General features: G+C 66.7%; 21 protein-coding genes. 12 read left to right on the forward strand and 9 right to left on the reverse strand.

Annotated features, from left to right (window positions below; all coding sequences use genetic code 11):
* Nucleotides 1-4: 4 nt before the first annotated feature.
* Complete coding sequence (locus EO141_RS05270) at nt 5-2,203, reverse strand: M3 family metallopeptidase (protein WP_180496929.1); 2,199 nt, start codon at nt 2,201-2,203, stop codon at nt 5-7.
* 437 nt (nt 2,204-2,640) lie between these two features.
* On the opposite strand from EO141_RS05270, the gene EO141_RS05275 reads away from it, so the two are divergent.
* Complete coding sequence (locus tag EO141_RS05275; protein WP_127168684.1) at nt 2,641-3,132, forward strand: glutathione peroxidase; 492 nt, start codon at nt 2,641-2,643, stop codon at nt 3,130-3,132.
* Between the two features lie 152 nt (nt 3,133-3,284).
* Here the strand turns inward: EO141_RS05275 and EO141_RS05280 are convergent, their stop codons facing one another.
* Both EO141_RS05280 and EO141_RS05285 read right to left on the reverse strand, forming a co-directional pair.
* Complete coding sequence (locus EO141_RS05280) at nt 3,285-4,064, reverse strand: ferredoxin--NADP reductase (protein ID WP_104645084.1); 780 nt, start codon at nt 4,062-4,064, stop codon at nt 3,285-3,287.
* Between the two features lie 216 nt (nt 4,065-4,280).
* Entirely contained in the window at nt 4,281-6,161 is a 1,881-nt protein-coding gene (locus EO141_RS05285; protein ID WP_104648554.1) for an ABC transporter ATP-binding protein, read from the reverse strand.
* A gap of 263 nt (nt 6,162-6,424) precedes the next feature.
* Between EO141_RS05285 and EO141_RS05290 the strand changes: the two genes are divergently transcribed.
* The 4 genes from EO141_RS05290 to EO141_RS05305 all read left to right on the forward strand — a co-directional run bounded on the left by EO141_RS05290 (nt 6,425) and on the right by EO141_RS05305 (nt 10,051).
* Nucleotides 6,425-7,942: a fumarate hydratase gene (locus EO141_RS05290; RefSeq protein ID WP_164739078.1), complete on the forward strand. Its 1,518-nt coding sequence runs from the start codon at nt 6,425-6,427 to the stop codon at nt 7,940-7,942.
* Between the two features lie 23 nt (nt 7,943-7,965).
* Nucleotides 7,966-8,562 (forward strand): hypothetical protein, encoded by a 597-nt coding sequence (locus EO141_RS05295; RefSeq protein WP_241236624.1) that lies wholly within the window; start codon nt 7,966-7,968, stop codon nt 8,560-8,562.
* Between the two features lie 28 nt (nt 8,563-8,590).
* Nucleotides 8,591-9,226, forward strand: a complete 636-nt coding sequence (locus EO141_RS05300) for a glutathione S-transferase family protein (RefSeq protein ID WP_127168686.1) — start codon at nt 8,591-8,593, stop codon at nt 9,224-9,226.
* A 186-nt stretch (nt 9,227-9,412) separates the two neighbouring features.
* Entirely contained in the window at nt 9,413-10,051 is a 639-nt protein-coding gene (locus EO141_RS05305; RefSeq protein WP_180708133.1) for a carbonic anhydrase, read from the forward strand.
* Nucleotides 10,052-10,219: 168 nt separating this feature from the next.
* Here the strand turns inward: EO141_RS05305 and EO141_RS05310 are convergent, their stop codons facing one another.
* Both EO141_RS05310 and EO141_RS05315 read right to left on the reverse strand, forming a co-directional pair.
* Complete coding sequence (locus EO141_RS05310) at nt 10,220-11,353, reverse strand: phospholipase A (RefSeq protein ID WP_119129040.1); 1,134 nt, start codon at nt 11,351-11,353, stop codon at nt 10,220-10,222.
* 207 nt (nt 11,354-11,560) lie between these two features.
* The gene (locus tag EO141_RS05315) at nt 11,561-12,046 is read right to left on the reverse strand and encodes a DUF456 domain-containing protein (protein ID WP_104648371.1); all 486 of its coding nucleotides are present in this window, start codon (nt 12,044-12,046) and stop codon (nt 11,561-11,563) included.
* Nucleotides 12,047-12,273: 227 nt separating this feature from the next.
* Here EO141_RS05315 and EO141_RS05320 point away from each other — a divergent pair, with 227 nt between their 5' ends.
* Complete coding sequence (locus EO141_RS05320) at nt 12,274-12,489, forward strand: cold-shock protein (protein WP_003483561.1); 216 nt, start codon at nt 12,274-12,276, stop codon at nt 12,487-12,489.
* A 223-nt stretch (nt 12,490-12,712) separates the two neighbouring features.
* Here the strand turns inward: EO141_RS05320 and EO141_RS05325 are convergent, their stop codons facing one another.
* Together EO141_RS05325 and EO141_RS05330 are read right to left on the reverse strand one after the other, a co-directional pair.
* Nucleotides 12,713-13,195, reverse strand: a complete 483-nt coding sequence (locus EO141_RS05325) for a glycine zipper 2TM domain-containing protein (protein ID WP_104583358.1) — start codon at nt 13,193-13,195, stop codon at nt 12,713-12,715.
* Between the two features lie 165 nt (nt 13,196-13,360).
* Nucleotides 13,361-13,789, reverse strand: coding sequence for a hypothetical protein (locus EO141_RS05330; protein WP_127168687.1), 429 nt, complete (start codon nt 13,787-13,789; stop codon nt 13,361-13,363).
* 74 nt (nt 13,790-13,863) lie between these two features.
* On the opposite strand from EO141_RS05330, the gene EO141_RS05335 reads away from it, so the two are divergent.
* Nucleotides 13,864-14,694: a tRNA threonylcarbamoyladenosine dehydratase gene (locus EO141_RS05335; RefSeq protein ID WP_127168688.1), complete on the forward strand. Its 831-nt coding sequence runs from the start codon at nt 13,864-13,866 to the stop codon at nt 14,692-14,694.
* A gap of 46 nt (nt 14,695-14,740) precedes the next feature.
* Here EO141_RS05335 and EO141_RS05340 read toward each other — a convergent pair whose 3' ends face one another.
* Both EO141_RS05340 and EO141_RS05345 read right to left on the reverse strand, forming a co-directional pair.
* Nucleotides 14,741-15,508, reverse strand: coding sequence for a TatD family hydrolase (locus tag EO141_RS05340; protein WP_127168689.1), 768 nt, complete (start codon nt 15,506-15,508; stop codon nt 14,741-14,743).
* Nucleotides 15,508-15,723: a DUF6116 family protein gene (locus EO141_RS05345; protein ID WP_023903489.1), complete on the reverse strand. Its 216-nt coding sequence runs from the start codon at nt 15,721-15,723 to the stop codon at nt 15,508-15,510. The genes EO141_RS05340 and EO141_RS05345 overlap by 1 nt, the downstream gene beginning before the upstream one ends.
* A 145-nt stretch (nt 15,724-15,868) precedes the next feature.
* Between EO141_RS05345 and EO141_RS05350 the strand changes: the two genes are divergently transcribed.
* The 5 genes from EO141_RS05350 to asnB all read left to right on the forward strand — a co-directional run bounded on the left by EO141_RS05350 (nt 15,869) and on the right by asnB (nt 23,365).
* The gene (locus tag EO141_RS05350; RefSeq protein WP_006451921.1) at nt 15,869-16,660 is read left to right on the forward strand and encodes a glycine zipper 2TM domain-containing protein; all 792 of its coding nucleotides are present in this window, start codon (nt 15,869-15,871) and stop codon (nt 16,658-16,660) included.
* A gap of 159 nt (nt 16,661-16,819) precedes the next feature.
* Complete coding sequence (locus EO141_RS05355; protein WP_206514779.1) at nt 16,820-17,995, forward strand: acyl-CoA dehydrogenase family protein; 1,176 nt, start codon at nt 16,820-16,822, stop codon at nt 17,993-17,995.
* Nucleotides 17,996-18,053: 58 nt separating this feature from the next.
* Complete coding sequence (locus tag EO141_RS05360; RefSeq protein ID WP_127168707.1) at nt 18,054-20,624, forward strand: DUF3857 domain-containing protein; 2,571 nt, start codon at nt 18,054-18,056, stop codon at nt 20,622-20,624.
* Between the two features lie 124 nt (nt 20,625-20,748).
* Nucleotides 20,749-21,393 (forward strand): glutathione S-transferase family protein, encoded by a 645-nt coding sequence (locus tag EO141_RS05365; protein WP_164739079.1) that lies wholly within the window; start codon nt 20,749-20,751, stop codon nt 21,391-21,393.
* Nucleotides 21,394-21,424: 31 nt separating this feature from the next.
* Entirely contained in the window at nt 21,425-23,365 is a 1,941-nt protein-coding gene (gene asnB / locus EO141_RS05370) for an asparagine synthase (glutamine-hydrolyzing) (RefSeq protein WP_104648376.1), read from the forward strand.
* Nucleotides 23,366-23,380 lie beyond the last annotated feature (15 nt).

Raw genomic sequence — 23,380 nt, forward strand, 5'->3', positions numbered from 1 at the left:
GCGATTACGGCTTGGACTGCGGCGCTTCCGGTGTGGCGCCATCGCCACCTTGCGCGCTCAGGCCGCGCTTCTCGAGCAGCGGCTCGATCTGCGGTGCATGGCCGGCAAAGTTCTGGAACAGCTCCATCGCATCGACGCTGCCGCCGCGCGAGAGCAGGGTCTGACGAAAGCGGTCGCCGTTGGCGCGGCTCAACCCGCCGTGCTGCTTGAACCACTGCTGGGTGTTGGCGTCGAGCACTTCCGACCAGATGTAGGCGTAGTAGCCGGCCGCGTAACCGCCCATGATGTGGCTGAAATACGGGGTCTTGTAGCGTGGCGGCACCGGCGCGTAGGCAATGCCGTCCTGCTGCAGGGCCTTGGCTTCGAAGGCCATCACGCCGGCGGCGTCGGGCACCTGGCTGGCGCTGATCTGGTGCCAGTTCTGATCGAGCATGGCCGCACCCAGGTACTCGGTGGTGGCAAAGCCCTGGTTGAACTTGGACGCGGCAATCACCTTGTCCAGCAGGGCCTGCGGCATCGGCGTGCCGTTCTGGTAATGCTTGGCGTAGTTCTTCAGGATCGACGGCTCGTCGGCCCACATCTCGTTGACCTGCGAGGGGAACTCGACAAAGTCGCGCGGCACGCTGGTGCCGGAGAAATACGGGTATTTGACGTCCGAGAACATGCCGTGCAGCGCATGGCCGAACTCATGGAACATGGTGGTCACTTCATCCCAGGTCAGCAGCGTCGGCTGGCCGGCGGGCGGCTTGGGGATGTTGAGGTGGTTGGCGACCACCGGCTTGAAACCGGTCAGCGCCGACTGCGACACGTAGGAGTTCATCCAGGCGCCGCCGCGCTTGGATTCGCGTGCGTACATGTCGGCGATGAAGATCGCCAGCTGCTTGCCGTCGGCGTCGAACACGTCATAGACGGTGATGTCGTCGCGGTAGGTCGGCAGGTCGGTGCGCTGCTTGAAGGTCAGGCCATATTCCTGGTTGGCCGCGTAGAACACGCCGTTTTCCAGCACGTTCTTCAGCTCGAAGTACGGCTTGAGCTGGGATTCGTCGAAGTTGTACTTGGCCTGGCGCACCTTCTCGCTGTAGTAGGCCCAGTCCCAGGCTTCGAGCTTGAAGCTCGGCTTGCGTGCGGCCTTCTGTTCCTTGTCGATCATCGCCTGCAGGTCGGCCGCCTCGCGCTTGGCGTTGGCCACCGCCGCCGGTGCCAGCTTGCCCAGCATCGCGTTGACCGCTTCGGGCGTCTTGGCGGTCTGGTTTTCCAGCGAATAGGCCGCGTAGGTCGGGAAGCCGAGCAGCTTGGCCTTGTCGGCGCGCAGCTTCATGATGCGCGACACCAGCGCGGTGTTGTCGTACTGGCCACCGTGGCTGCCACGCGAGACCGAGGCGTCGTAGATCTTCTTGCGCAGTTCGCGATTCTTCAACTGTGTCAGCGGCGGCTGGCCGGTGGTGTTGAGCAGCGCGATCACGTACTTGCCGTCGAGCTTGCGCGCCTTGGCGGCTTCGGCGGCGGCGGCGATCTGTTCCTCGGACAGGCCGTCGAGCTGCTTGACGTCATCGACGACGACGGCAGCGGCATTGACTTCGGCCAGCACGTTCTGGCTGAAGGTGGTGCCCAGGTTGGCCAGCTCGGCATTCATCGCCTTGAGCGTGGTCTTGTCGGCATCGGAGAGCTTGGCACCGTCGCGGACGAAATCGCTGTAGTACTTCTCGACCAGGCGCACGCCTTGCGCGTCCAGGCCCAGCTGGCTGCGTTGGTCGTACAGCGTCTGGATGCGCGCGAACAGCTTGCCGTTGAGCGAGATCGCATCGCGGTGCGCGGCGAACTTCGCCGAGTAGTCGGCCTGCAGTTTCTTGCGCGCGTCGTTGGTGTCGGCACCGACCAGGTTGAAGAACACCGTGGTGGCGCGATCGAGCGTGGCACCGCTTTTTTCCAGCGCGATGAGGGTGTTGTCGAAGCTCGGCTTGGCTTTCTGGTTGGCGATCTTGTCCACTTCCTTCAACTGCTCGGCCATGCCGGCGTCGAAGGCGGGTGCGAAGTCGCTGTCGGTGATCTTGTCGAACTGCGGGTAGTGCAGCGGCAGCGTGCTGTCTGCGAAGAACGGATTGGCGTGGGTGGCGGCCTGCGTGGTGGCAGGTGCGGCGATGCTGTAGGACGGCATGGCAAGTCCCAGGGAAGCGGCCAGGGCAAAGGCGAGACGGGTGGTCAAGAGGGTTGCTCCAAAGTGCGAACCGCCGAGGCTACCCCAGCCGGGCCGGACAGGCGTGTGACAAAAGGCATGGCTGCAATGTCTTCGCCTTGCCATCAGGCGGGCGCGAGCAGTGCGCGCCTTGTGGGCCCAGGACCGCTGCCGCCGTGCGTGCGCCGCCGCCGGATGGGCGCTGCCGATACGCGCTGCGGAACGTTTTTCATTCGGCTGCATGCCGGCTGCCCGGCGAGCTGCCGATCTGCCCGCCTGGCCGATGCTGGCCGCTAGTGCGCCGTGCCAGCGGCCGGCCACGGTCGGGATCATCGGGAAGGGCCAGGTGGCTGCGGCAACGGGTCCGTCGAAGACCGCCTTTTTCCCCGGCTGACACGCTTGCGATCGCGATGCCGCGCTGCGGGTCGTTGCGTTACGCTGCCCTGCTTGCACACAGCGGGGCGGCCATGAGTGACATCTCCACGTTTGAATTCACCGACCTGGACGGTCGTACACAGTCGATGCGCGATTACGCCGGCAAGGTGGTGCTGGTGGTCAATGTCGCGTCGAAATGCGGCTTTACCCCGCAATACGCAGGCCTGCAGGCGCTGTGGCAGCGCTATCGCGAGCGTGGTCTGGTGGTGATCGGGTTTCCCTGCGACCAGTTCGGTCACCAGGAGCCGGGCGATGCCGCGCAGATCCGCCAGTTCTGCTCGCTCGATTATGCCGTGGATTTTCCGCTGGCCGAGAAGGTCGAGGTCAACGGCAGCGGCGCGCATCTGCTGTGGCGGTGGCTCAAGCACGAACAGCGTGGCGTGCTGGGATCGGAAGCGATCAAGTGGAACTTCACCAAGTTCCTGATCGGCCGCGATGGCACGGTGCTGGAGCGTTACGCACCGACCACCAAGCCGGACGCCCTGGCAGCGGACATCGAACGCGCACTGGGCAAACCGGCGTAGAGGTAAGACACCCCCGCGCCACGATGGTGTCGCGCGTGATCGCGCAGGGCATGGCGCTGGAACCGTAGGAGCGCACCCGGGCGCGACGACGCATTACCGGGAACGCTTCGTCGCGCCCGGGTGCGCTCCTACGGCCGGGCGCGACGGTCGCATCACTTCTCGACGAAGGCGCGCTCGAACACGTAATGCCCCGGCGTGCCGATGCGTGGCGAGGTCTGGAAGCCACGCGCGTCCAGCAGGGTGCGCAGGTCGGCCAGCATCTGCGGGCTGCCGCAGATCATGAAGCGGTCGTTGGCCGGATCCAGCGGCGGCAAGCCCAGCGTGTGCTGCATGCGGCCATCGGCCATCAGTTCGGTCAGGCGGCCCTGATTGGCGAACGCCTCGCGCGTCACCGCCGGGTAATACAGCAACTTCTCGCGCAGCAGGTCGCCGAGGAATTCGTGCTGCGGCAGCTCGCGCTCGAAGTAGTCGCGGTAGGCCAGATCCTGCACGAAGCGCACGCCCTGGGTCAGGATCACCTTGTCGAAACGCTCGTAGGTTTCCGGATCCTTGATCACCGACAACCACGGCGCCAGGCCGGTGCCGGTGCCCAGCAGGTACAGATTGCGGCCCGGGTGCAGGTCGCTGATCAGCAGCGTGCCGGTGGGCTTCTTGCCGACCAGCACCTTGTCACCGGGCTGGATGTGCTGCAGCCGCGAGGTCAGCGGGCCATCCGGCACCTTGATGCTGAAGAACTCCAGATGTTCTTCCCAATTGGCACTGGCGATCGAGTACGCCCGCAGCAGCGGGCGGGTTTCGGTCTCCAGGCCGATCATCACGAACTGCCCGTTCTCGAAGCGGAAACCGGCATCGCGGGTGGTGGTGAAGCTGAAGTAGGCATCGGTCCAGTGGCGGACCTCAAGCACCGTTTCGGCGCCGAAAGCGGAAGACATACCGGTAAGTGTCGTGGGAAGAGTACCGGCCAATTCTACCTCAAGCCGGCCAAATGAGATGAACTCTCATTTGGCCGGGAATGGAGAATCGGGAATCGGGAATGGAGTGCAGCGCCGAAAGATCTGGGCCCCTTCAGGATCGGGAGGTTGAGTGCCTGTCAGCAGCCGCGAAGTCGCCTCTAACGATTCCCCATTCCCGACTCCCCATTCCCAGCCTCACCGATACCCCGCCGCCTGCAACTCGAACAGCTCGGCATAGCGCCCGCCCTGCGCCATCAGCTCGGCGTGGGTGCCGTTGGCCTCGATGCGGCCGGCGGCCAGCACCAGGATGCGGTCGGCCATGCGCACGCTGGAGAAGCGGTGCGAGATCAGCACCGCGGTGCGGTTGTCCGACAGCTCCTTGAAGCGCTGGAACACCTCGAACTCGCTGCGCGCATCCAGTGCGGCGGTGGGTTCGTCCAGGATCATCAGCTGCGCATCGCGCATGTAGGCGCGCGCGATGGCGATCTTCTGCCACTGCCCGCCGGACAGGTCCACGCTGTTCTTGAAACGGCGCCCGACCAGCTGGTCGTAGCCATCGGGCAGGCTGTCGATCAGCTCGCCGGCCATCGCACGCTGCGCAGCGGCGCGGATGCGCGGCGCATCGTCCATCGCATCGACCTGGCCGACGCCGATGTTCTCGCCCACGCTCAGGTGATAGCGCACGAAGTCCTGGAAGATCACGCCCAGGTTGGCGCGCACATCGTCCAGGTCGTAATCGCGCAGGTCCTGGCCATCGAGCAGGATGCGGCCTTCGTCCGGGTCGTACAGCCGCGCCAGCAGCTTGACCAGGGTGGTCTTGCCGGCGCCGTTTTCGCCGACCAGCGCCAGCACCTCGCCGGCGCGTAGTTCGAAATCCAGATGCCGCACCGTCCACTGCTCGGCATCCGGGTAGCGGAAGCCCACGTCCTCGAACACGAAGCCCTGGCGGATCGGTCGTGGCACCGGCAGCGCATTCGGGCGCGAGCGGATCTCCGGCACGATGTTGAAGAACGAATACAGATCGTCCAGATACAAGGCCTGGCCGGCGACTTGCGAAAACCCGATCAGCAGGCCTTCCAGCAACTGGCGCAGGCGCAGGAAACTGCCGGCCAGGAAGGTCAGGTCACCGATGCTGAAATCGCCGCGCACCGTGCGCCAGGCGATGTAGCCATAGGCCATGTAGTAGCCCAGCGTGCCGAGTGCAGCCAGCAACGCGCCCCACAACGCACGCTTGCGCGCCAGTGCGCGGTTGGCCTGGAAGAACTTGTCGGCCAGCCGGCGATAGCGCGTGATCAGGAACCGGTGCAGGTTGAGGATCTTGACTTCCTTGGCGGTCTCGACGCTGGCGCCGACCTGGCGCAGGTAGTCGAGCTGGCGCCGCTCCGGCGTCCACTGGAAGTTGAGCGAATAGCCCAATGCGTTGAAATGCGCCTCGCCGATGAAGGCCGGGATCAGGGCGATCGCCAGCAGCAGGATCAACCACGGCGCATACACCACCAGGCCCACCGCCAGGCTGACCACGGTGATGGCGTCCTGCACCTGGCCGAACAGCTGGCTCATCAGGTTCATGCGGTTCATGGTCTGGCGCCGCGCGCGATCCAGCTTGTCCTGCCGGTCGGGGTCTTCGAAATCCTCCAGATCCAGCTGTGCGGCGTGTTCCATCAGGCGCACGCTGGCGGCGTTGTTGAACAGTTCCGACAGCAGTGCATCGGCATAGCCGACCAGCCGGCCGAGCAGGTCCGACCCGATCGCCAGGGCCAGTTCCAGCGCCAGCAGTTCCAGCAGCCGGTTCAGGCGCCCGCTGCCCAGCGCCTGGGCCAGCGAGTCGAAGGCCGGTGGTTGGCCGACCAGGTGGATCGCCTCGTCGATGATCAGTTTGCCGATATACAGCGACGCCACCGGCATCAACGCGCGCAGCACGCGCAGGCCGATGCTGCTGGCGCTCAGCCAGCGGCTGGTCTGCCAGATCTGGCGCAGGAACGGGGGCAGGTTGCGCAGCGCATCCAGGCGCTCGCGCAGGGTGGGGCCGGGACGGGGAACGGTGGGCGCGGTGGCGCCGGAACGGGAAGCTGACATCGCATCAGTGTGCAGCGCTTTGCGTGGGCGCGGGGTGTTGGAGCGCAGCAATGCGCATTGCGGCAGTGGCGCGCGATCGCTGCTGCGGCGCTGGCTGCACGCTTGCACGGCAACGCGATCGGTGTCTGGCGGCGCGCCCGTGCCGCGGGCCGCCCCTGCGCGCTCGATGGCCCGATCAATCGCCTCGATTGACGCAACGCCCGGACGCGCCGGAAGTTTCGACTAAAATGGCCGGATTGCCCCCGCCAGCCGTAGAGCCAGCCGTGACCTCGATCAAGCAGGAAGACCTCATCCAGTCCGTCGCCGACGCGTTGCAGTACATCAGCTACTACCACCCGGTCGACTACATCAGGAACCTATCCGCTGCCTACGAGCGCGAAGAGTCGCCGGCGGCCAAGGACGCCATCGCGCAGATCCTGATCAACTCGCGCATGTGCGCCGAAGGCCATCGCCCGATCTGCCAGGACACCGGCATCGTCACGGTGTTCCTCGAGATCGGCATGAACGTGCGCTGGGACGACGCCACGATGGGCGTGGAGGACATGGTCAACGAAGGCGTGCGCCGCGCCTACAACCACCCCGACAACAAGCTGCGCGCCAGCGTGCTGGCCGACCCGGCCGGCAAGCGCACCAACACCCGCGACAACACCCCGGCGGTGGTCAACACCAAGATCGTGCCCGGCCACCATGTCGAGGTGATCGTCGCGGCCAAGGGCGGCGGCTCGGAAGCCAAGAGCAAGTTCGCAATGCTCAACCCGTCCGATTCCATCGTCGACTGGGTGCTCAAGACCGTGCCGACCATGGGCGCCGGCTGGTGCCCGCCGGGCATGCTCGGCATCGGCATCGGCGGCACCGCCGAGAAGGCGATGCTGCTGGCCAAGGAAGCGCTGATGGAGCCGATCGACATCGTCGACCTGCAGGCGCGCGGCGCGTCCAACCGCGCCGAGGAACTGCGGCTTGAACTGTACGAGAAGGTCAACGCGCTCGGCATCGGCGCGCAGGGCCTGGGCGGCCTGACCACGGTACTGGACATCAAGGTCAAGGACTACCCGACCCACGCCGCCAACCTGCCGGTGGCGTTGATCCCCAACTGCGCGGCCACCCGCCATGCGCACTTCACCCTGGACGGCAGCGGCCCGGTGATGCTGGATCCGCCGTCGCTGGAGGACTGGCCCAAGCTCACCTACAACCCGAGCAATGCGCGCCGGGTCAACCTGGACACCATCACCCGCGAGGACGTGGCCAGCTTCAAGCCGGGCGAAGTGGTGCTGCTCAACGGCAAGCTGCTGACCGGCCGCGACGCCGCGCACAAGCGCATGATCGACATGCTCAACCGCGGCGAAACCTTGCCGGTCGACTTCACCAACCGCTTCATCTACTACGTCGGCCCGGTCGATCCGGTGCGCGATGAAGTGGTCGGCCCGGCCGGCCCGACCACCGCCACGCGCATGGACAAGTTCACCCGCCAGATGCTCGAGCAGACCGGCCTGCTGGGCATGGTCGGCAAGTCCGAGCGCGGCGATGCCGCCATCGATGCGATCCGCGACAACAAGGCCGTCTACCTGATGGCGGTCGGCGGCTCGGCTTATCTGGTCTCCAAGGCGATCAAGGCCGCACGCGTGCTGGCCTTCGAAGATCTGGGCATGGAGGCGATCTACGAATTCGAGGTCAAGGACATGCCGGTGACGGTGGCGGTGGATGCCACCGGCGAGTCGGTGCACAAGACCGGCCCGCGCCAGTGGCAATCGCGCATCGGCAAGATTCCGGTGGTGGTGGAATAAGTAAACCTGGAACGGCGACGCACGTGCACTGCGTCGCCGTTTTCGGTTTGGGCGCTGCGCGTGCCTGCTGTTCGCACGCGGTGCCTGGGTCCTGGAAAAAACGCCTGCATGCGTGTCTCACGTCGGTGGCGGACGGCCCGGCAGGAACGGGCTATGCTCGGGGCATACATGCCGGCACCCTCAGGAGAACAGGAATGCTCCGTCTCATCTGCCTTGCCGTCCTGGTGTGCGCCAGCCTGCCGCTGGCAGCGCAACAAAGGACCCCGCCCACCGTGCTGTTTCCGTCCGGCAACTATGCGCCGCACCCCGCCGCGCCAGTACCGTTTGCCGAGAAAAAGCCGCTCAAGCCCAGCGACACCGCAACGCGCTTCGACGGCCCCTCGGCGATGGAGCGCTGCATCGCGCAGTGCAACCGCCGCGCCGCGCAGTGCGCCGCCGACCGGCCCAGCGAAAGCAGCTGCCGCATGGCGGTGGCACCACGCGGAAAGAGCTGCGACGCCACCCAGAATCCGGCGCAGCGGGCCAATTGCATGGCCCAGGTGTTCGATTGCACCCAGCAGAGCGATGTCAATCGCTGTGAACCGCACAAGCTCGCCTGCTTGCGTTCCTGTACCAACTAGTCCTGCACCAACTAACGAGGGAGTCTGCATGACCACGATGCTGTACCACGCCCCCAGCACTGCCGCACTGGTCGTGCATTGGCTGCTGATCGAACTCGATGTGCCGCACGTGCTGCATCCGCTGGATTTCGAGCGCGCCGAGCAGAAATCCCCCGCGTATCTCGCACTCAACCCGGCCGGCGTGGTGCCGACGCTGGTGCTGGATGGGCAGGTGCTGACCGAGGCGGCGGCCATCGTGCTGCACCTGGCCGACCTGCATCCGCAGGCTGGCTTGGCACCGCCGCCGGGGACGCCGGCACGGGCGGCGTACTACCGGTGGATGTTCTTCTGCGCCAACACCTTGCAGCCGGCCTACCGGGCCTGGTTCTATCCGGACGAGCCGGCCGGCGCCGCGCATGCCGATGCCGTGCAGGCCCAGGCACGCGCCAGGCTCGAAGCGGCCTGGGCCCAGGTCGACGCGCACCTGCAGGCCAATGGTCCGTATCTGCTGGGCCAGACCCTGTCCGCGGCCGATTTCATGCTGACCATGCTGATGCGTTGGTCGCGCAACATGCCCCGGCCCAGCGACACCTGGCCGGCCCTGCAGGCGCATGCGCAGCGAATGAAAGTCCGCCCGGCATTTCAGGAAACCTATCGCCGCGAGGGTCTGACGGACTGGACCTGAACCCGGGGGCGCGGGTTGCGAAATCGTGTCGACATAAGCCCGCGCCGGGCCATGGTGCCGCGCCTGGCCCGGTGTACGATCGCGAGACAACCAGAGAGCAGGGGCTCGTCCATGTCGCATTCCGCATCCCGTCGAAAACTGCTGCAATGCGCCTGTTGTGCGCCGATTGCCGCCGCCGCCGCGTCACTGCCGTTTGCCGCGGGCGCGGCGCCGTCGAAGAAGACCGATCTCAATGCCGAGCAGGCCTTGCAGATCCTGCGTGACGGCAATGCCGCGTTCGTGGAAAACCGCCCCAAAAAGGTCATTTCCGACAGCAAGCGCCGTCTGGAACTGGCGCTGGGACAGACCCCGTTCGTGATCCTGGTGTCGTGCTCGGATTCGCGGGTGCCGCCGGAGTTGCTGTTCGGGCGTGGCCTGGGCGAGATGTTCATCGTCCGCAATGCCGGCAATACCGTCGACACCACCGCGTTGGGATCGATCGAATACGCGGTCAGCCAGCTCGGCGTGCCGCTGGTGGTGGTGATGGGCCACGAAAGCTGTGGCGCGGTTGCTGCGGCGGTGTCGGTGGTGGAGCAGAACGCCTTCTTCCCCGGTGCGATCGGCGCGATGATCGAGCCCATCGTCCCGGCGGTACTGACCGCCAAGAGCAAGGGCGGCGGCGACCTGCTGGCGGCCTCGGTCAAGGCCAACGTCAAGCGCACCGTGGACCGCCTGCGGGGCGCGTCCGAACCGGCGCTGCTCGAACCGCTGCGTGCAGGCAATGTCCGCGTGGTCGGTGCGTACTACACCTTGAAAGATGGCAAGGTCGATTTCTTCGACGTCTGATCGCCGCCAACACCGCGTCATCCAGCAAAGCCGTTTTTCATGAACACGGCGCAGCACGGTCTGCTGCGCTGTTTGTCTACCCGCAATCGCATAAGTAAAAAGCCGGCATGCGCGCATGCCGGCTTTTCAATGAGGCTGGACGTTGGTCACTGCAGCAACGCGACCTGCTTAGAACCACTCCAGCAACGACACGCCCAGGCCGATGTAGGTGGCCTTGTGGTTGTAGTCGATCAGGCTTTCGCCGTAGCCGTCGAACACCTGCACGTGACCGCGCAGCAGGTTGGTGATCGGGAAGCCGTAATCCAGCTGCACCGAGCCGTGCGAGCGGTCGCCGCCGCGCAGCGAATGCCGCGCGATCAACGCCACTTCGTGCCCGTCCTTGTTGTAGACCAGCGTGGCATCGCCACGGCCCATGTAATCCTCGATATCGGGATTGTTGTCATCGGCACGGTCTTCCTTGATGCGGAACCACGGGCGCAACGTCAGCGCCCAGTTCTCGCGATCCAGGCCGATGTTGAGGATGACCCGGTTCCAGGAGCGCGACAGCGGATCTTCGCGGCCATTGGACATGTGGTTGATGCTGATGCCGCTCATGCGGCCCTTCCAGCCGAACAGGCTGTAGTTGTTGCGGAACACCAGCATCGCTTCCGGCTCGTAATTGGTTTCGCGGAACGGGCGCGAGGCATCGCTGTTGTAGGCCTGCCAGCGCGAGCTCTGGGTGTAGCCCATCCAGATGTCGCCGTTGTCGCCGAACAGATCCTCGACCACCTTGGTCTTGAAGCTGAGCTGGAACTTCAGTTCGGTGCTGTCCAGTTGCTGCGGGGTGGACACCGAGTTGGCCGGATTCGGCGACTGCGGGGTGCGGTTGGAATCGCTGGTCCAGAACGCCGGCAACAGGTAGACCGGCTTGTAACCGCGCAGCTGGAAGGTGCCCAGCTTGGAATCCTTGGCCAGCTCCCAGCGGCGATCCAGCAACGAGCCGCGGCCGGCATTGGCAACTGCCTCGGCCTTGGGCTGGTCCTGGCCATCGGCGCGGAAGAAATCGCCAACGCGGCTGATGGCGCGCTCATCCTGCGGCTTGGACTCCTTCTGCTTGGCGATCTGCGCGGCGGCGTCGGCCTCGGCGGTCAATTGCGGCGTGTAGCCCAGCGCCTGGTCGTAACAGGCCAGCCGCGCCGCATCCGAGGTGACGGAGGTGCAGGCCTGCGGCGAAGCCGGAGTGGGGGCGATTTCCTGGGCGTGCGCCAGCGGCGCGGCCACCAGGGCGATCAGCATCAGGGGACGGGTGCGGTGCTTGGACATGGGCAGTCTGGCCGAAAAAGGCGCCAGGCAGGCGCGTCAGATGCGAAGCTTAACGGTCGCGCCTGCATACGCGATGTGTACACGGTGGCATAACATCCTGGCGATGCTGCAATTGAAGGAGGTCGGCAGCCGACGAACGCCTGCGCCGTCCTCGTCAGGACGAGCCTGCACGCAAACAAGTGTTCGTTGTCGGGCCGTTGCGAGCCGCTAGAAGAACCAGGCGATGGCGAACACGCCCAGCATGCACAGGCCGAGCGCCAGCTTGGTCGCGGTGCCGAACACGATGCCCAGCCAGGTGCCGATGCCGACCTTGGTGGCCTGGTCGGACTTGCGGGTCTGCCAGTATTCGCCGAGCCACGCGCCGGCGAACGGGCCGACGAACAGGCCGATCGGCATGAAGAAGATGCCGACGACCGAGCCGATCACCGATCCCCATAGTGCCGCCTTGCTGGCACCCACCCGCTGGGCGCCGTACACCGTGGCGAGGAAGTCGATTGCAAACGACAACGCCGTCATCAGGCCCAGGATCACCAGCGCCACCCAGCCGACATGGGCGAAGCCATCAGCCCAGGCGGCCACCAGCAGTCCTGCGAACACCAGCGGCAGGCCCGGGAGCGCCGGCAGGACGACCCCGGCAAGGCCGATCAGTACCAGCACGCCAGCCAGGATGTAGTAGACGACGGTCGTATCCATGAGGTTCAAAAATGTCCCGTTTCAGGCTTGACAAAATTGTGCAAGACCTGCTTGAAAATTCGTTTTGTGCGGGTTAAGTTGCCAGCGCTGCTGTTTGCAACGGTCACCGTGAATCGTGGCCTGATGCGGTAGATCGTTCGATCCGCTACATCCTTGTACCTCGCTTCCTCCTTGCAATCACAGCCACCACCGTCAGTCCATCACAGTGTCGTAGGGAGTCAGTCGAGATGTCCAATATCGAACGCGAGAATGGTGTCGTGAAGTGGTTCAACGATGCCAAGGGCTTTGGCTTCATCAGTCGCGAAAACGGCGAGGACGTCTTCGTCCATTTCCGTGCGATCCAGATCCAGGGCTTCAAAAGCCTCAAGGAAGGCCAGAAGGTCAGCTTCACCGTCGTGCAGGGACAGAAGGGCCTGCAGGCCGACGCGGTGCAGGTGGTCTGAGCGAGGCGCGACACGCCAGGCCATCGTGCAGACGGCAGAAAGGCCCGTTGCCGGGCCTTTCTGTCGTCTCGCCAACGCTGGCGAATCGAATGTAGCGAGCAGTCGTCAGGCAGGTGCGGAGCAATCGCATTGCACGCGTGGTCCATGCCGGTTCCGGCGGCCAACCGCGCCCACCTGACGATGCGCGCCGTCGTTGTGCTGGCGCTCCGGCTGCCTGCGTCGATCAGCGCAGCACGACCTTGCCGTTGACCACACGCACATAGGCGTTTTCGCGCACGCCGGCCAGATCGCGCTGGTTCACCACGATGACGCGGCCATCGTCCATGCGCACCTGCACATCGAAACTCTCGCTGGTGACGTTGTTCTGGATCGCATTGCCCGCCACCGCGCCGGCGGCGGCACCGGCCACGGCCGAGACGTTCTTGTTGCCCTTGCTGCCGCCGGTCTCCTTGGAGATCTGGCGCCCGGCCACCGCGCCGACGATGCCGCCGAGCACCGCGCCGGTGCCGGTGGGAGCGCTGCGGGTCGGGCCGACTTCATCGATGCGGGTCACGATGCCGCAATCCACACAGCGTGCCTGCGGCTGCGAGTAGCCCTGGTCGTAGCCGCGGTCGCCGCGGTAGCTGCCGTACTGGGGCTGGGAGGTGGCGCAGCCAACCAGCGTTGCGGTTGCAGCCAGGCCAATGACGAGCAGTCGGGTCTTCATGAGGTCTCTCCGGGGTGGTTCGAAAAAGCGGTCAGGGCCGCGGCGACGTCATCCTGTGTTGGTCCGGGTGAACGGTCTGCCAACTGCATCACTCCAGGCTTAACGAAACCCGAGCGTCCTGTTCACCACCGCGGCAATGCGTAGCGCCTGGGCGCGCGATGGCGGTCAGCGGAAGTCGCGATGACAGGCCTCGCAGGCGTCATTGATCTGTGTCCTGACTGCGGCAAGCGCGGCGCAATCGGCTGGGGGCGTGCGCCGTGCCTGGTCCAGGACGGTGCGCAGGGCGCTGGCATGCTCGCCGAAGCGGCGGTCTTCGCCGATGTCCGGGAAGGCCGGTTCCAGTTCGTCGGCAAGCAGGCGCAGCGATTGCAGCCGCGCTCGCTGGCGTGTGGCATCGCAACTGGCATTGGCGTCGGATTGCAGGGCGCGCAGCTGGTAAGCCATCACCTGCATCAGGCTGTCCGGCACCGGATTGCGTGTGGCCTGCAGCACGCGCGCCACCATCACCGTGCCGACCAGCCCGATCAAGATGCCCAGCACCAGCAGGAACGCATAGCGGGAGGCGCGCGATTGTTCGGTGGGTGGGGCGGGCATGGACGGAACTCCGGTGGACGCGGACATCAGTATGTCGATGGGCGCGCGCTGAGCGGCGCGCGTAAAATAGGCCGATGAAAGCACAATGGCGTGAACGCTTTGCCGGTATCGACCGGCTGTACGGAGTCGGCACGGTGGAGCGCCTGGCCACCTGCCGCGTGGCGGTGGTCGGGATGGGGGGCGTGGGCTCGTGGGTGGTCGAGGCGCTGGCGCGCACCGGCGTCGGGCATATCCGCCTGATCGATGCCGACGACCTGTGCGTGTCCAACACCAACCGGCAACTGCCGGCGTTGGCAGGGCAGTACGGACGCAACAAGGCGCGCGCGATGGCCGAACGCTGCCTGGCGATCAATCCGGAGATCCAGGCCGATGCGGTGGAGGCGTTTCTCACCGCCGGCAATATCGAACAGCTGCTCGGCGATGACTTCGATCTGGTGATCGATGCCTGCGACAGCTTCCGGGTGAAGGTGGAAACCATCGCCTGGTGCCGCCGACGCAAGTTGCCCTTGCTGACGGTGGGCGCCGCTGGCGGGCGCACCGATCCCACCCTGGTGCGCGTACGCGATGTCTCGCGCACCGAGCACGACGCGATGCTGGCGCTGATCCGCAAGAAGCTGCGCAGCGAGTTCAACTTCCCCAAGAATCCGCAGCGCTATTTCGGCGTGCCGGCGGTGTACTCGCTGGAAAACGTCAAATATCCGCAGGCCGACGGCAGCGTCTGCGGCATCCGCCCGCAGCTGGATGCCGACGCCACGCTCAAGCTGGATTGCGGCGCCGGGCTGGGCGCGGCCACGCATATCACCGGCACCTTTGCGTTTGTCGCGGTGGGCAAGGCCCTGGAGATGTTGCTCAAGCCGAAGCGGGCCACGACCGCGTCGCCGGCGGCCGAGGCCGCTGCAGGCTGATGGCGTCATTCGCGCTGCGTCACCTCGCCTGCAGCGCGCACCGGTATCAGCCCGGCAACCCGAACAACCGCCGCGCGTTGGCGGTGGTCTGCGCGGCGATGCGCTCGGCCGGCTCGTCGCGTAGCTGCGCGATGCAGTCCAGTACCGTGCGCAGGTAGGCCGGCTCGTTGCGTTGTCCGCGGATGCTGGCGTCGGGCTGATCCGGCGCATCGGTTTCCAGCAGCAGCCACTCCAGCGGCATCGTCGCGGCCAGGCCGCGCAGGCGGTTGGCGCGCGGGTAGGTCACCGGGCCGCCCAGGCCGATCATGAAGTCCAGCTTCCACAATTGCCGTGCCTGTTCGGGGCTGCCGGCAAAGCTGTGGACCACCCCGCGCAGGCCGCCCACGGCCTTGATGCGGGCGATGACCTCTTCGGTGGCGCGCCGCGCATGCACGATCAGTGGCAGCTCGAAGCGCCTGGCCAGCTGCAGTTGTCCGTCGAAATAAGCGCGCTGCGCCTGCGCGTCCAGCCCGTCCACATAGAAATCCAGCCCGCACTCGCCGATGGCGCACGGACGCTCTCGCTCGATCCATTCGGCCAGCAGTTCCAGATGGTCGGGGTGGTGCTGATCGAGAAAGATCGGGTGCAGCCCGTAGGCCGGGTGCAAGCCGGGGGCCTGGGTGCAGACGCTGCGCAGCTGCGGCCAGCTGGCAGCGGTGACCGCCGGGACCACCTGCTGCACGACACCGGCCGCCTGCGCGCGCGCGATCACCGCGGCGCGGTCGTGCTCGAACTCGCCGGCATCCAGGTGGCAGTGGCTATCGACCAGCTGCATCAATCGCGGCGCACCGGTGCGGGCAGCGGCGCCTTGCGCGTCTTCCAGTTGGCCAGCAGCAGCGTGGTCAGGCCGAACAGCAGCTCGTCCAGGAACGGGATCGGGTCCGGGAGCACCAGGTCGACCAGAAACAGCGCCGCAGCCAGCTTGAACAAGGTGGGGTAGCGCAGCTTGCTGGCCCAGTCCAGGGCGCGCGAGGTGATGGGGTTGCGCATGCGAATGCTCCGGCTGTTAGAAGCGCATGAAGTAACCGCTAGCTGAACTTAACTGCGGCGTTCATGAGCGAGGGCGTTTTTGTTCAGGGTTCACGTGCTGGAATCACGCCGTCAACAACGCGGCGTGTCCGCACGGAGCTGGATCATGAAGAGCAATACGACAACTATACTGGTCGCTGCTGGTGCGTTGCTGGTCGGAGGCGTGGCCACTGCTGCCTTTATGAACAATCGCCCGTCATCCGGCGATTTCGTCGCCAACGGCGAGCCGGCACCGCGTGGTCTGGAATACGCCGACGTGGTCAAGGTGGCACCGATCACTGAGCGCGAGCCTCAGTACGCGCAGGTCGTCAACAGCGCGGCCATCCGCGAAACCACCACCAGCTCCTCGCCGCGTGAAGTCTGCCGCGACGTGGTGGTGCAGGAACGTCTGCCCGAGCGCGATGGCAATGTCGGCGGCACCGTCGCCGGTGCGGTGATCGGCGGCCTGCTCGGCAACCAGGTCGGCGGCGGCAACGGCCGCAAGCTGGCCACGGTGGCCGGCGCGGTCGGTGGCGGCATGGTCGGTAACCGTGTGGACCGTAACCATGTCGGTGGCCGCGTGGTGGACCGCACCGAGCGCCAGTGCCATACCGAAAACGCCAATTCGCAGTCCTCGCGCGTGGTGGGCTACGACGTGACCTACCGCAATGCCGACGGCACCACCGGCACCATGCGCATGGACAGCAAGCCGGGCGAGCGCATCTCGCTGGGCGATGCCGACAACGTGGTGGCCTACGACGTGACCTACCGTTACGACGGTTTCGAAAAGACCGTACGCATGAACGACAAGCCGGCCAGCGACCGCCTGCCGGTGGTCGACGGTCAGCTGGTGACCCAGACCGCCTCGACGGCCGGTGACCGCGGCGTCCGTGTGGATGCGGGCAGCACGCGCCAGTAAATCGCTGGCAGCCACCCACCCGGGATCGCTGCAGTAGCAAGAAAGGAGCCGGCATTGCCGGCTCTTTTCGTTTCCAGGCGCCAGCGGTGCATCCCGTGCGCTGCACGGGCGCCGCCATGTCCGGCCGGCAACTGGCTGATAATCGTTGCTTCTCCTGCATTGGAATCCGACATGCCGGTACGCCCCGATGACCTGTTCGATGTACGCGCGCTGCTGACCGATGAAGAGCGGGCAGTGCAGGATGCGGTGGCGCGCTTCACCGACACGCGGGTGCTGCCGGCGATCGGCGACGCCTTCGATGCAGGGCGCTTCCCGCGCGAATGGGTGCCGGAACTGGCGGAGCTCGGCCTGCTGGGCGCCAGCCTGCCGGTACGCGATGCAGGCGCGGGCCTGGGCGCGGTGGCGTACGGATTGATCTGCCAGGAACTGGAGCGCGGCGACAGCGGCCTGCGCAGCTTCGTCAGCGTGCAGTCCTCGCTGTGCATGTACCCGATCCATGCCTACGGCAGCGACGAACAGCGCCAGCGTTGGCTACCGGAGATGGCAGCGGGGCGTCTGATCGGCTGTTTCGGGTTGAGCGAAGCCCAGGGTGGCTCGGACCCGGCCGCGATGACCACGCGCGCGGTACGGCAGGGCGATGGCTGGCGATTGAACGGGTCCAAGATGTGGATCACCAACGGCAGCATCGCCGGCATTGCGATCATCTGGGCGCATACCGATGACGGGGTGTGCGGCTTTCTGGTGGAGACCGGCAGCGCCGGCTTCCGTGCGCAGGACATCGGGCACAAGATGAGCCTGCGCGCGTCGGTGACCTCGGGCCTGTTCCTGGACGATGTCTATGTGCCCGAGCAGATGCGGTTGCCGAACGCGGCCGGTCTGAAGGCGCCGTTGAATTGCCTCAATCAGGCGCGCTACGGCATTGCCTGGGGTGCAATCGGTGCGGCGGTGGCCTGTCTGCGCGAGGCGCTGGCCTACAGCGGGCAGCGCATCCTGTTCGGCCGGCCGCTGGCGGCCACGCAGAGCGCGCAGATCAAGCTGGCCGACATGGCCCGGCGGATTTCCACTGCGCAGCTGCTGGCGCTGCAGCTCGGGCGGCTGAAGCAGGCCGGCCAGCTGCGGCCGGAACAGATCTCGCTGGCAAAGTGGAATAATTGCCGCATGGCCCTGGACGTGGCGCGCGAGTGCCGCGATCTGCTCGGCGCGGCCGGCATCACCACCGAGCATGTGGCGATCCGGCATGCGCTGAACCTGGAATCGGTGATCACCTACGAGGGCACCGAGACCGTGCATCAGTTGGTGGTCGGGCGTGCGTTGACGGGACTCAATGCGTTTTGACGAGGAGTGGGTGTTGATCGACAAGGATGGAAGGCGGCGCCTGCGTGGCGTGTCCTGGATGCTCTGCGTGCTGGCGGTGGTTGCGAGCGCGATCGCACCGGCAGGCGCCAGCGAGGCGCCACGCATGGCGCCGCCACCGGCCTGGGTCATCGCCGATGCGGTGCCCGACAAGGTGCCCGGTGCCAGCGGGCTGCGCTATGCACTGGTGTCCGATCAGGTCGACCTGACCGGCGCCGCGCCGCAGGCCTATCGCCGCCTCAGTTACACCGTGCAGCGTGCGAAGAGCCTGGACGAAGCCGGGCAGATCTCCATCGATTACCAGCCGCAATACCAGCAGCTGGCGCTCAACAGCCTGGAGGTCTGGCGCGACGGCAGGCGCATCGACATGCGCACACAGGCGCACTACGCCAGGTTGCGCCGCGAAAGCGGACTGGAAGAGGGCCTGATCGATGGCGCGCTGACGCTGTCGATCACCTTGCCGGACCTGCGCGTGGGCGACCGGGTCGACTATGGGGTGACCATCACTGGCAGCAATCCGGTGTTCGGCAAGGGTTATTACGACGTGTTCGATGCGCGCTACGGCGTATCGCTGGGCGAGCGCCGGGTGCGCGTGCGGTATCCCGCCGGGATGGGATTGCAGTGGCGGGTGAGCGCGCCAGGCTTCAGTCGCAACGTCAGCCGCGCCGGCGACGTGGCGACGCTGGACATTGCAGCGCACGACCTGCCCGCGGTGCAGGAGGAAAAAGACGCCCCGGAGGATGTCGATCCGTATGGCCTGATCGAAGTGTCCACGGCCGGCAACTGGGAAACGGTGGCGGTGTGGGCAGCGCAGCTGTATCCGCGCGCGTTCAAGGACGCACGCGCCGCCGAGGGCATGGTGCAGAGCCTGCAGCTGCGCAGCGACGACCCGCAGGGCGCACTGCTGCGTGCAGTGGCCTTCGTGCAGGGCGAAATCCGCTACGTTGGCCTGGACATGGGCGAGAACTCGCACGCGCCGCATACGCCGGAGGTGACGCTGCGCAACCGCTATGGCGACTGCAAGGACAAGGCCACGCTGCTGATTGCGCTGCTGCAGCTGGCCGGCGTCCGCGCCGAGCCGGTGCTGGTCAGCAGCGACAAGGGCCATGGACTGGATCTGCGCTTGCCCAGTCCGTATGCCTTCGATCATGTGGTGGTACGCGCGCATCTGCCGCAGGGCGAGGTATGGGTGGATGCCACGCGCGATCGCGAAGAGGGCCCGCTTGCGCAACGGCTGCCGTTGCCGTTCGTGCGTGGCCTGCCGGTGATGGCCGGCCAGCGCGACCTGGTGGCGGTGCCATCGCCGATGCCGACGCTGCCGCAGATCGAGGTGGACGAGGAGATCGCGGTGTCGCTGCGCAAGCCGCAGCGCGTGGCGACCTTCAGCGTGGACACGACGTACCGGCAGGGGCGCGGCGAGCGCGTGGCGACCAGCTTCGACGACAACGGCGCGCAGGCGGTCGGCGAACACTATCTGGAATTCATGCAGCAGTACTACACCGCGCTGGCCCAGGTCGGCGTGCCGACCATCGACGCGACCGATCGACTGAACGTACGCACGCACGAGGCCTATCGCCTGGAGTGGCCGGCCGACGAGGGCGACGAAGTCGGCTTCCCGCTGTTCCAGCTCGGCGAATGGATGGACGCCTTGCCCGCCGCGGCGCGCAAGAGCCCGCTGGCACTGGACGGCCCGCGGCTGGCGCGGCAGACCGTGCGGGTGCGGGTCGATCCGGCGGTGCAGGTGGAGGCCGATACGCAGGTGGTCGCCAACCCCTGGTTCCGCTTCTCGCGCACGGTCTCCATGCACCAGGGACGCATCGTCATCGTCGGCGAGTGGCAGCGCCTGTCCGACCGCATTCCCGCCAGCGGCGTGAAGCGTGCGGCCGCCGACATGGAGCGTGCCCGCGACCTGCTGTACTTCAATCACGATCTCAAGCCGCATCCGCGCAGACAGCCGCTGGAGGTGCACGTCTTCGTCTATCCGCTGGCCGGGCTGCTGGCGCTGGTCGTGTTGGTGCTGGCATGCCTGGCCTGGTGGCGCGGCGGTGGCCTGGGCGGGATGCTGTTCGATCCGCACACCGTTGCGCAGCGCTTGCACGCGCAGCCCGGTGCGCGCTGGAGCGCGTGGTGTGTATTCGGCCTGGTCGTCGTGCTCTCGAGCTGGATGTGGGTGTCTCCGCGGCCGCTGTGGGTGCACGCCATCGCCGTGGTGATCATGCTGGCCATCGCGCTGGTGGGCTGCGTGCTGCTGCAGCGGATGCTGCGCTGGATGGGCGGCGTCGCACACGTCGGTGCGTTGCTGCCGGCGCTGCTGGGCAGCGCGTTGCCATGGCTGGTCTGCCTGCTGGCGGCGCTGGCTGCGCTCGGCGGCGATAGCGTCCTGTTCGGCACCGGCGTGCATGATCCAGCCAGGCTGGCGCAGCTGGCCATGGCGGTGCTGCTGATGCTGCTGGGCGGGCTGTGGTGGTCGATCGCGGCGGTCCAGGCGGTCGCCGGTGCGACCGGCGGTACACGGGCGCGTGCCTTTGGTGCGCTGGCATTGACGTTGTCGGTGCTGGGCATGCTGATTGCCGTGCTGGGGGTGCCGGTGGCGCTGGTGGCGATGCGCTGAGGCGCGCCGCCCGCAGCGCACGCAGCCGCGGCCACGCCTTGCGGCAGAATCGGCGCAGGGCTTTGCAAAGACTCCCGGGGCTGTGACACTGCCAGCCCCTCGTTGCTGCCGCGGAGCCAGCCTGATGTCGAGCGTGCGTCCCCCGTTGACCGTCCATGGCATGTCCAGTTCCGGCAACTGCTACAAGGTGCGCCTGCTGCTGGAGCAACTGGGCAGCCGCTATCACTGGGTCGAGGTCGACAGCGTCGCCGGCGAAACCCGCACGCCCGCGTATCTGGCCATCAATCCCAATGGCAAGGTACCGATGGTGGAGCGCGACGACGGCCGCGTGCTGGTCGAATCCAACGCAATCCTGTTCTGGCTGGCCGAAGGCACCCCGTATCTGCCCACCGACGCGTGGCAGCGTGCGCAGGCCCTGAGCTGGATGTTCTTCGAGCAGTACAGCCATGAGCCGTATGTGGCGGTGGCGCGTTTCATCAGCCTGTGGACGCCGCGCGATGCCGCGCGCCGCGCCGAATTGCCGCAGCTGCGCGCACGCGGCGAGCAGGCGTTGGCGGTGATGGAACAGCATCTGCAGCAGCACCGCTGGTTCACCGGCAGCGACTACGGCATCGCCGACATCGCGCTGTTTGCCTACACCCATTGCGCCGAGGAAGGCGGCTTCGATCTGGAGCGCTGGCCGGCGATCGGTGCCTGGCTGCAGCGTGTGCAGGCAGTACCCGGTTTCATCGCAATGCCGGCACCGGCACCCGGCGCGGTGACGGCATGAGTGGCATGCGCTGCCGGCAGGAGCACTGACGATGTGTGGATTGGCTGGACTGCTGCTGGCCTCGCCACGCATGCATGGCGAACAACTCGATGCCCTGGTGCGGCCGATGGGGGCCGCCTTGCGTCATCGCGGCCCCGACGATGCCGGCACCTGGTGCGATGCGCAGGCCGGCGTGGCGCTGGCGCATCAACGCCTGAGTATCCTGGATCTGTCGCCGCTCGGCCATCAGCCGATGCGCTCGGCCGATGGCCGTTATGTGCTGGCCTACAACGGCGAGATCTACAACTTCGCGCAGTTGCGCGCGGCCCTGTCCGCGCTCGGGCACCGCTTCCGTGGTCATTCCGATACCGAAGTGCTGTTGGCGGCGGTGGTGGAGTGGGGGCTGGACGACACCCTGACCCGCTGCAACGGCATGTTCGCGCTGGCGCTGTGGGACGAGCGCGACAACTGCCTGTCTCTGGCCCGCGACCGCGTCGGCAAGAAGCCGCTGTACTACGGCTGGGCCGGCGACACGCTGGTGTTCGGTTCCGAACTCAAGGCGCTGTGGCAGCACCCGGAGTTCGATAATGGCGTCGATCGCAATGCGCTGACCCTGCTGCTGCGGCTGGGCTACATCCCGGCGCCGGCCTGCATCCACGAGCGCACCTTCAAGTTGATGCCCGGGCGCGTGCTGCGGCTGGATGCGCAGATGGTGGCGGCCGGCGCGGCGGCGCATCGGCCGGACCAGGCGCAGCAGCCGTTCTGGAACGCACGCGAAGCGATGCAGCGCGCACTGGCGGCGCCGTTCACCGGCAGCGATGTGCAGGCCGAGGAACAGCTCGATGCGGTGCTGCGCGATGCGGTGGCGCTGCGCATGGTGGCCGACGTGCCGGTGGGTGTGTTCCTGTCCGGCGGTACCGATTCGTCGATCGTCACCGCGATGATGCAGGCGCAGAGCACCCAGCCGGTGCACACCTTCAGCATCGGCTTCGAAGGCTCGCATCACGACGAGGCGCCGCTGGCGCGCGAGGTGGCCACGCATCTGCACACCGACCACACCGAGCTGTATGTCAGCGGCGCCGACGCGCTGGCGGTGGTGCCGACCCTGCCGGACATGTTCGACGAGCCCTTCGCAGATGCCTCGCAGGTGCCGACCGCGCTGGTCGCACGGCTGGCGCGTGGCGGGGTGACGGTGGCGTTGTCCGGCGATGGTGGCGACGAGTTGTTCTTCGGCTACGGCCGTTACCAGCGTGCGCTGCGCAACTGGCGCATGCATGGGCTGGTGCCGGGGCCGCTGCGGCGGCTGATGGCGCTGGCGGCACGCCGCAACGGCGAGTCCTCGCGCACCGGCGGCCTGGCCGCGCTGGTGGCCGAGGCCGGCGCACGCGGCATCGGCGACATCTACCGCAACCGCATTTCGCGCTGGCGCGATCCGGCCGCGGTGGTGCTGGGCGCGACCGAGCCCGACAGTTTCTACAGCCTGGCCGACCCGCTGCACGGCTCCGGCACCCCGGCCGACGCGATGATGCTGGCCGACTTTGCCGCCTATCTGCCTGACGACCTGCTGTGCAAGGTGGACCGCACCACCATGGCGGTGGGTCTGGAAGCGCGCGCGCCGTTGCTGGACTGGCGCGTGGCCGAGTTCGCCTGGTCGCTGCCGCTGTCGCTGAAGTACCGTGACGGAGTCAGCAAGTACCTGCTCAAGCGCGTGCTGTGCCGGTATCTGCCCGAGCCGATGGTCTACCGCGGCAAGCGCGGCTTTGGCGCGCCGGTGAGCGCCTGGCTGCGCGGGGATCTGCATGGCTGGGCCGACGATCTGCTGGCGCACGCCACGCTGGAGCGCGACGGCGTGTTCGCCGCCGACACCGTGGCCGGGCTATGGCGCGACTTCAATGGCGGCGAGCGCAAATGGCATACCCATCTGTGGACGGTGCTGATGTTCCAGGCCTGGCAGGCGCACTGGCGCACGCAACGCGCCGCAATCGGCCGCTGAGGCGGCCGCGCTTCA

The organism is Xanthomonas sp. BRIP62415, from assembly GCF_003993515.1.
GTDB classification, from domain to species: Bacteria; Pseudomonadota; Gammaproteobacteria; order Xanthomonadales; family Xanthomonadaceae; genus Xanthomonas; species Xanthomonas euroxanthea.

What these genes read in the sequence shown, in the direction of transcription:
- EO141_RS05275 (WP_127168684.1), top strand. Translation starts at nt 2,641, where the DNA reads ATGAGTGACATCTCCACGTTTGAATTCACCGACCTGGACGGTCGTACA.
- EO141_RS05280 (WP_104645084.1), bottom strand. Translation starts at nt 4,064, where the DNA reads ATGTCTTCCGCTTTCGGCGCCGAAACGGTGCTTGAGGTCCGCCACTGG.
- EO141_RS05285 (WP_104648554.1), bottom strand. Translation starts at nt 6,161, where the DNA reads ATGTCAGCTTCCCGTTCCGGCGCCACCGCGCCCACCGTTCCCCGTCCC.
- EO141_RS05300 (WP_127168686.1), top strand. Translation starts at nt 8,591, where the DNA reads ATGACCACGATGCTGTACCACGCCCCCAGCACTGCCGCACTGGTCGTG.
- EO141_RS05310 (WP_119129040.1), bottom strand. Translation starts at nt 11,353, where the DNA reads ATGTCCAAGCACCGCACCCGTCCCCTGATGCTGATCGCCCTGGTGGCC.
- EO141_RS05315 (WP_104648371.1), bottom strand. Translation starts at nt 12,046, where the DNA reads ATGGATACGACCGTCGTCTACTACATCCTGGCTGGCGTGCTGGTACTG.
- EO141_RS05320 (WP_003483561.1), top strand. Translation starts at nt 12,274, where the DNA reads ATGTCCAATATCGAACGCGAGAATGGTGTCGTGAAGTGGTTCAACGAT.
- EO141_RS05325 (WP_104583358.1), bottom strand. Translation starts at nt 13,195, where the DNA reads ATGAAGACCCGACTGCTCGTCATTGGCCTGGCTGCAACCGCAACGCTG.
- EO141_RS05330 (WP_127168687.1), bottom strand. Translation starts at nt 13,789, where the DNA reads ATGCCCGCCCCACCCACCGAACAATCGCGCGCCTCCCGCTATGCGTTC.
- EO141_RS05335 (WP_127168688.1), top strand. Translation starts at nt 13,864, where the DNA reads ATGAAAGCACAATGGCGTGAACGCTTTGCCGGTATCGACCGGCTGTAC.
- EO141_RS05340 (WP_127168689.1), bottom strand. Translation starts at nt 15,508, where the DNA reads ATGCAGCTGGTCGATAGCCACTGCCACCTGGATGCCGGCGAGTTCGAG.
- EO141_RS05345 (WP_023903489.1), bottom strand. Translation starts at nt 15,723, where the DNA reads ATGCGCAACCCCATCACCTCGCGCGCCCTGGACTGGGCCAGCAAGCTG.
- EO141_RS05350 (WP_006451921.1), top strand. Translation starts at nt 15,869, where the DNA reads ATGAAGAGCAATACGACAACTATACTGGTCGCTGCTGGTGCGTTGCTG.
- EO141_RS05360 (WP_127168707.1), top strand. Translation starts at nt 18,054, where the DNA reads ATGCTCTGCGTGCTGGCGGTGGTTGCGAGCGCGATCGCACCGGCAGGC.
- EO141_RS05365 (WP_164739079.1), top strand. Translation starts at nt 20,749, where the DNA reads ATGTCGAGCGTGCGTCCCCCGTTGACCGTCCATGGCATGTCCAGTTCC.
- asnB (WP_104648376.1), top strand. Translation starts at nt 21,425, where the DNA reads ATGTGTGGATTGGCTGGACTGCTGCTGGCCTCGCCACGCATGCATGGC.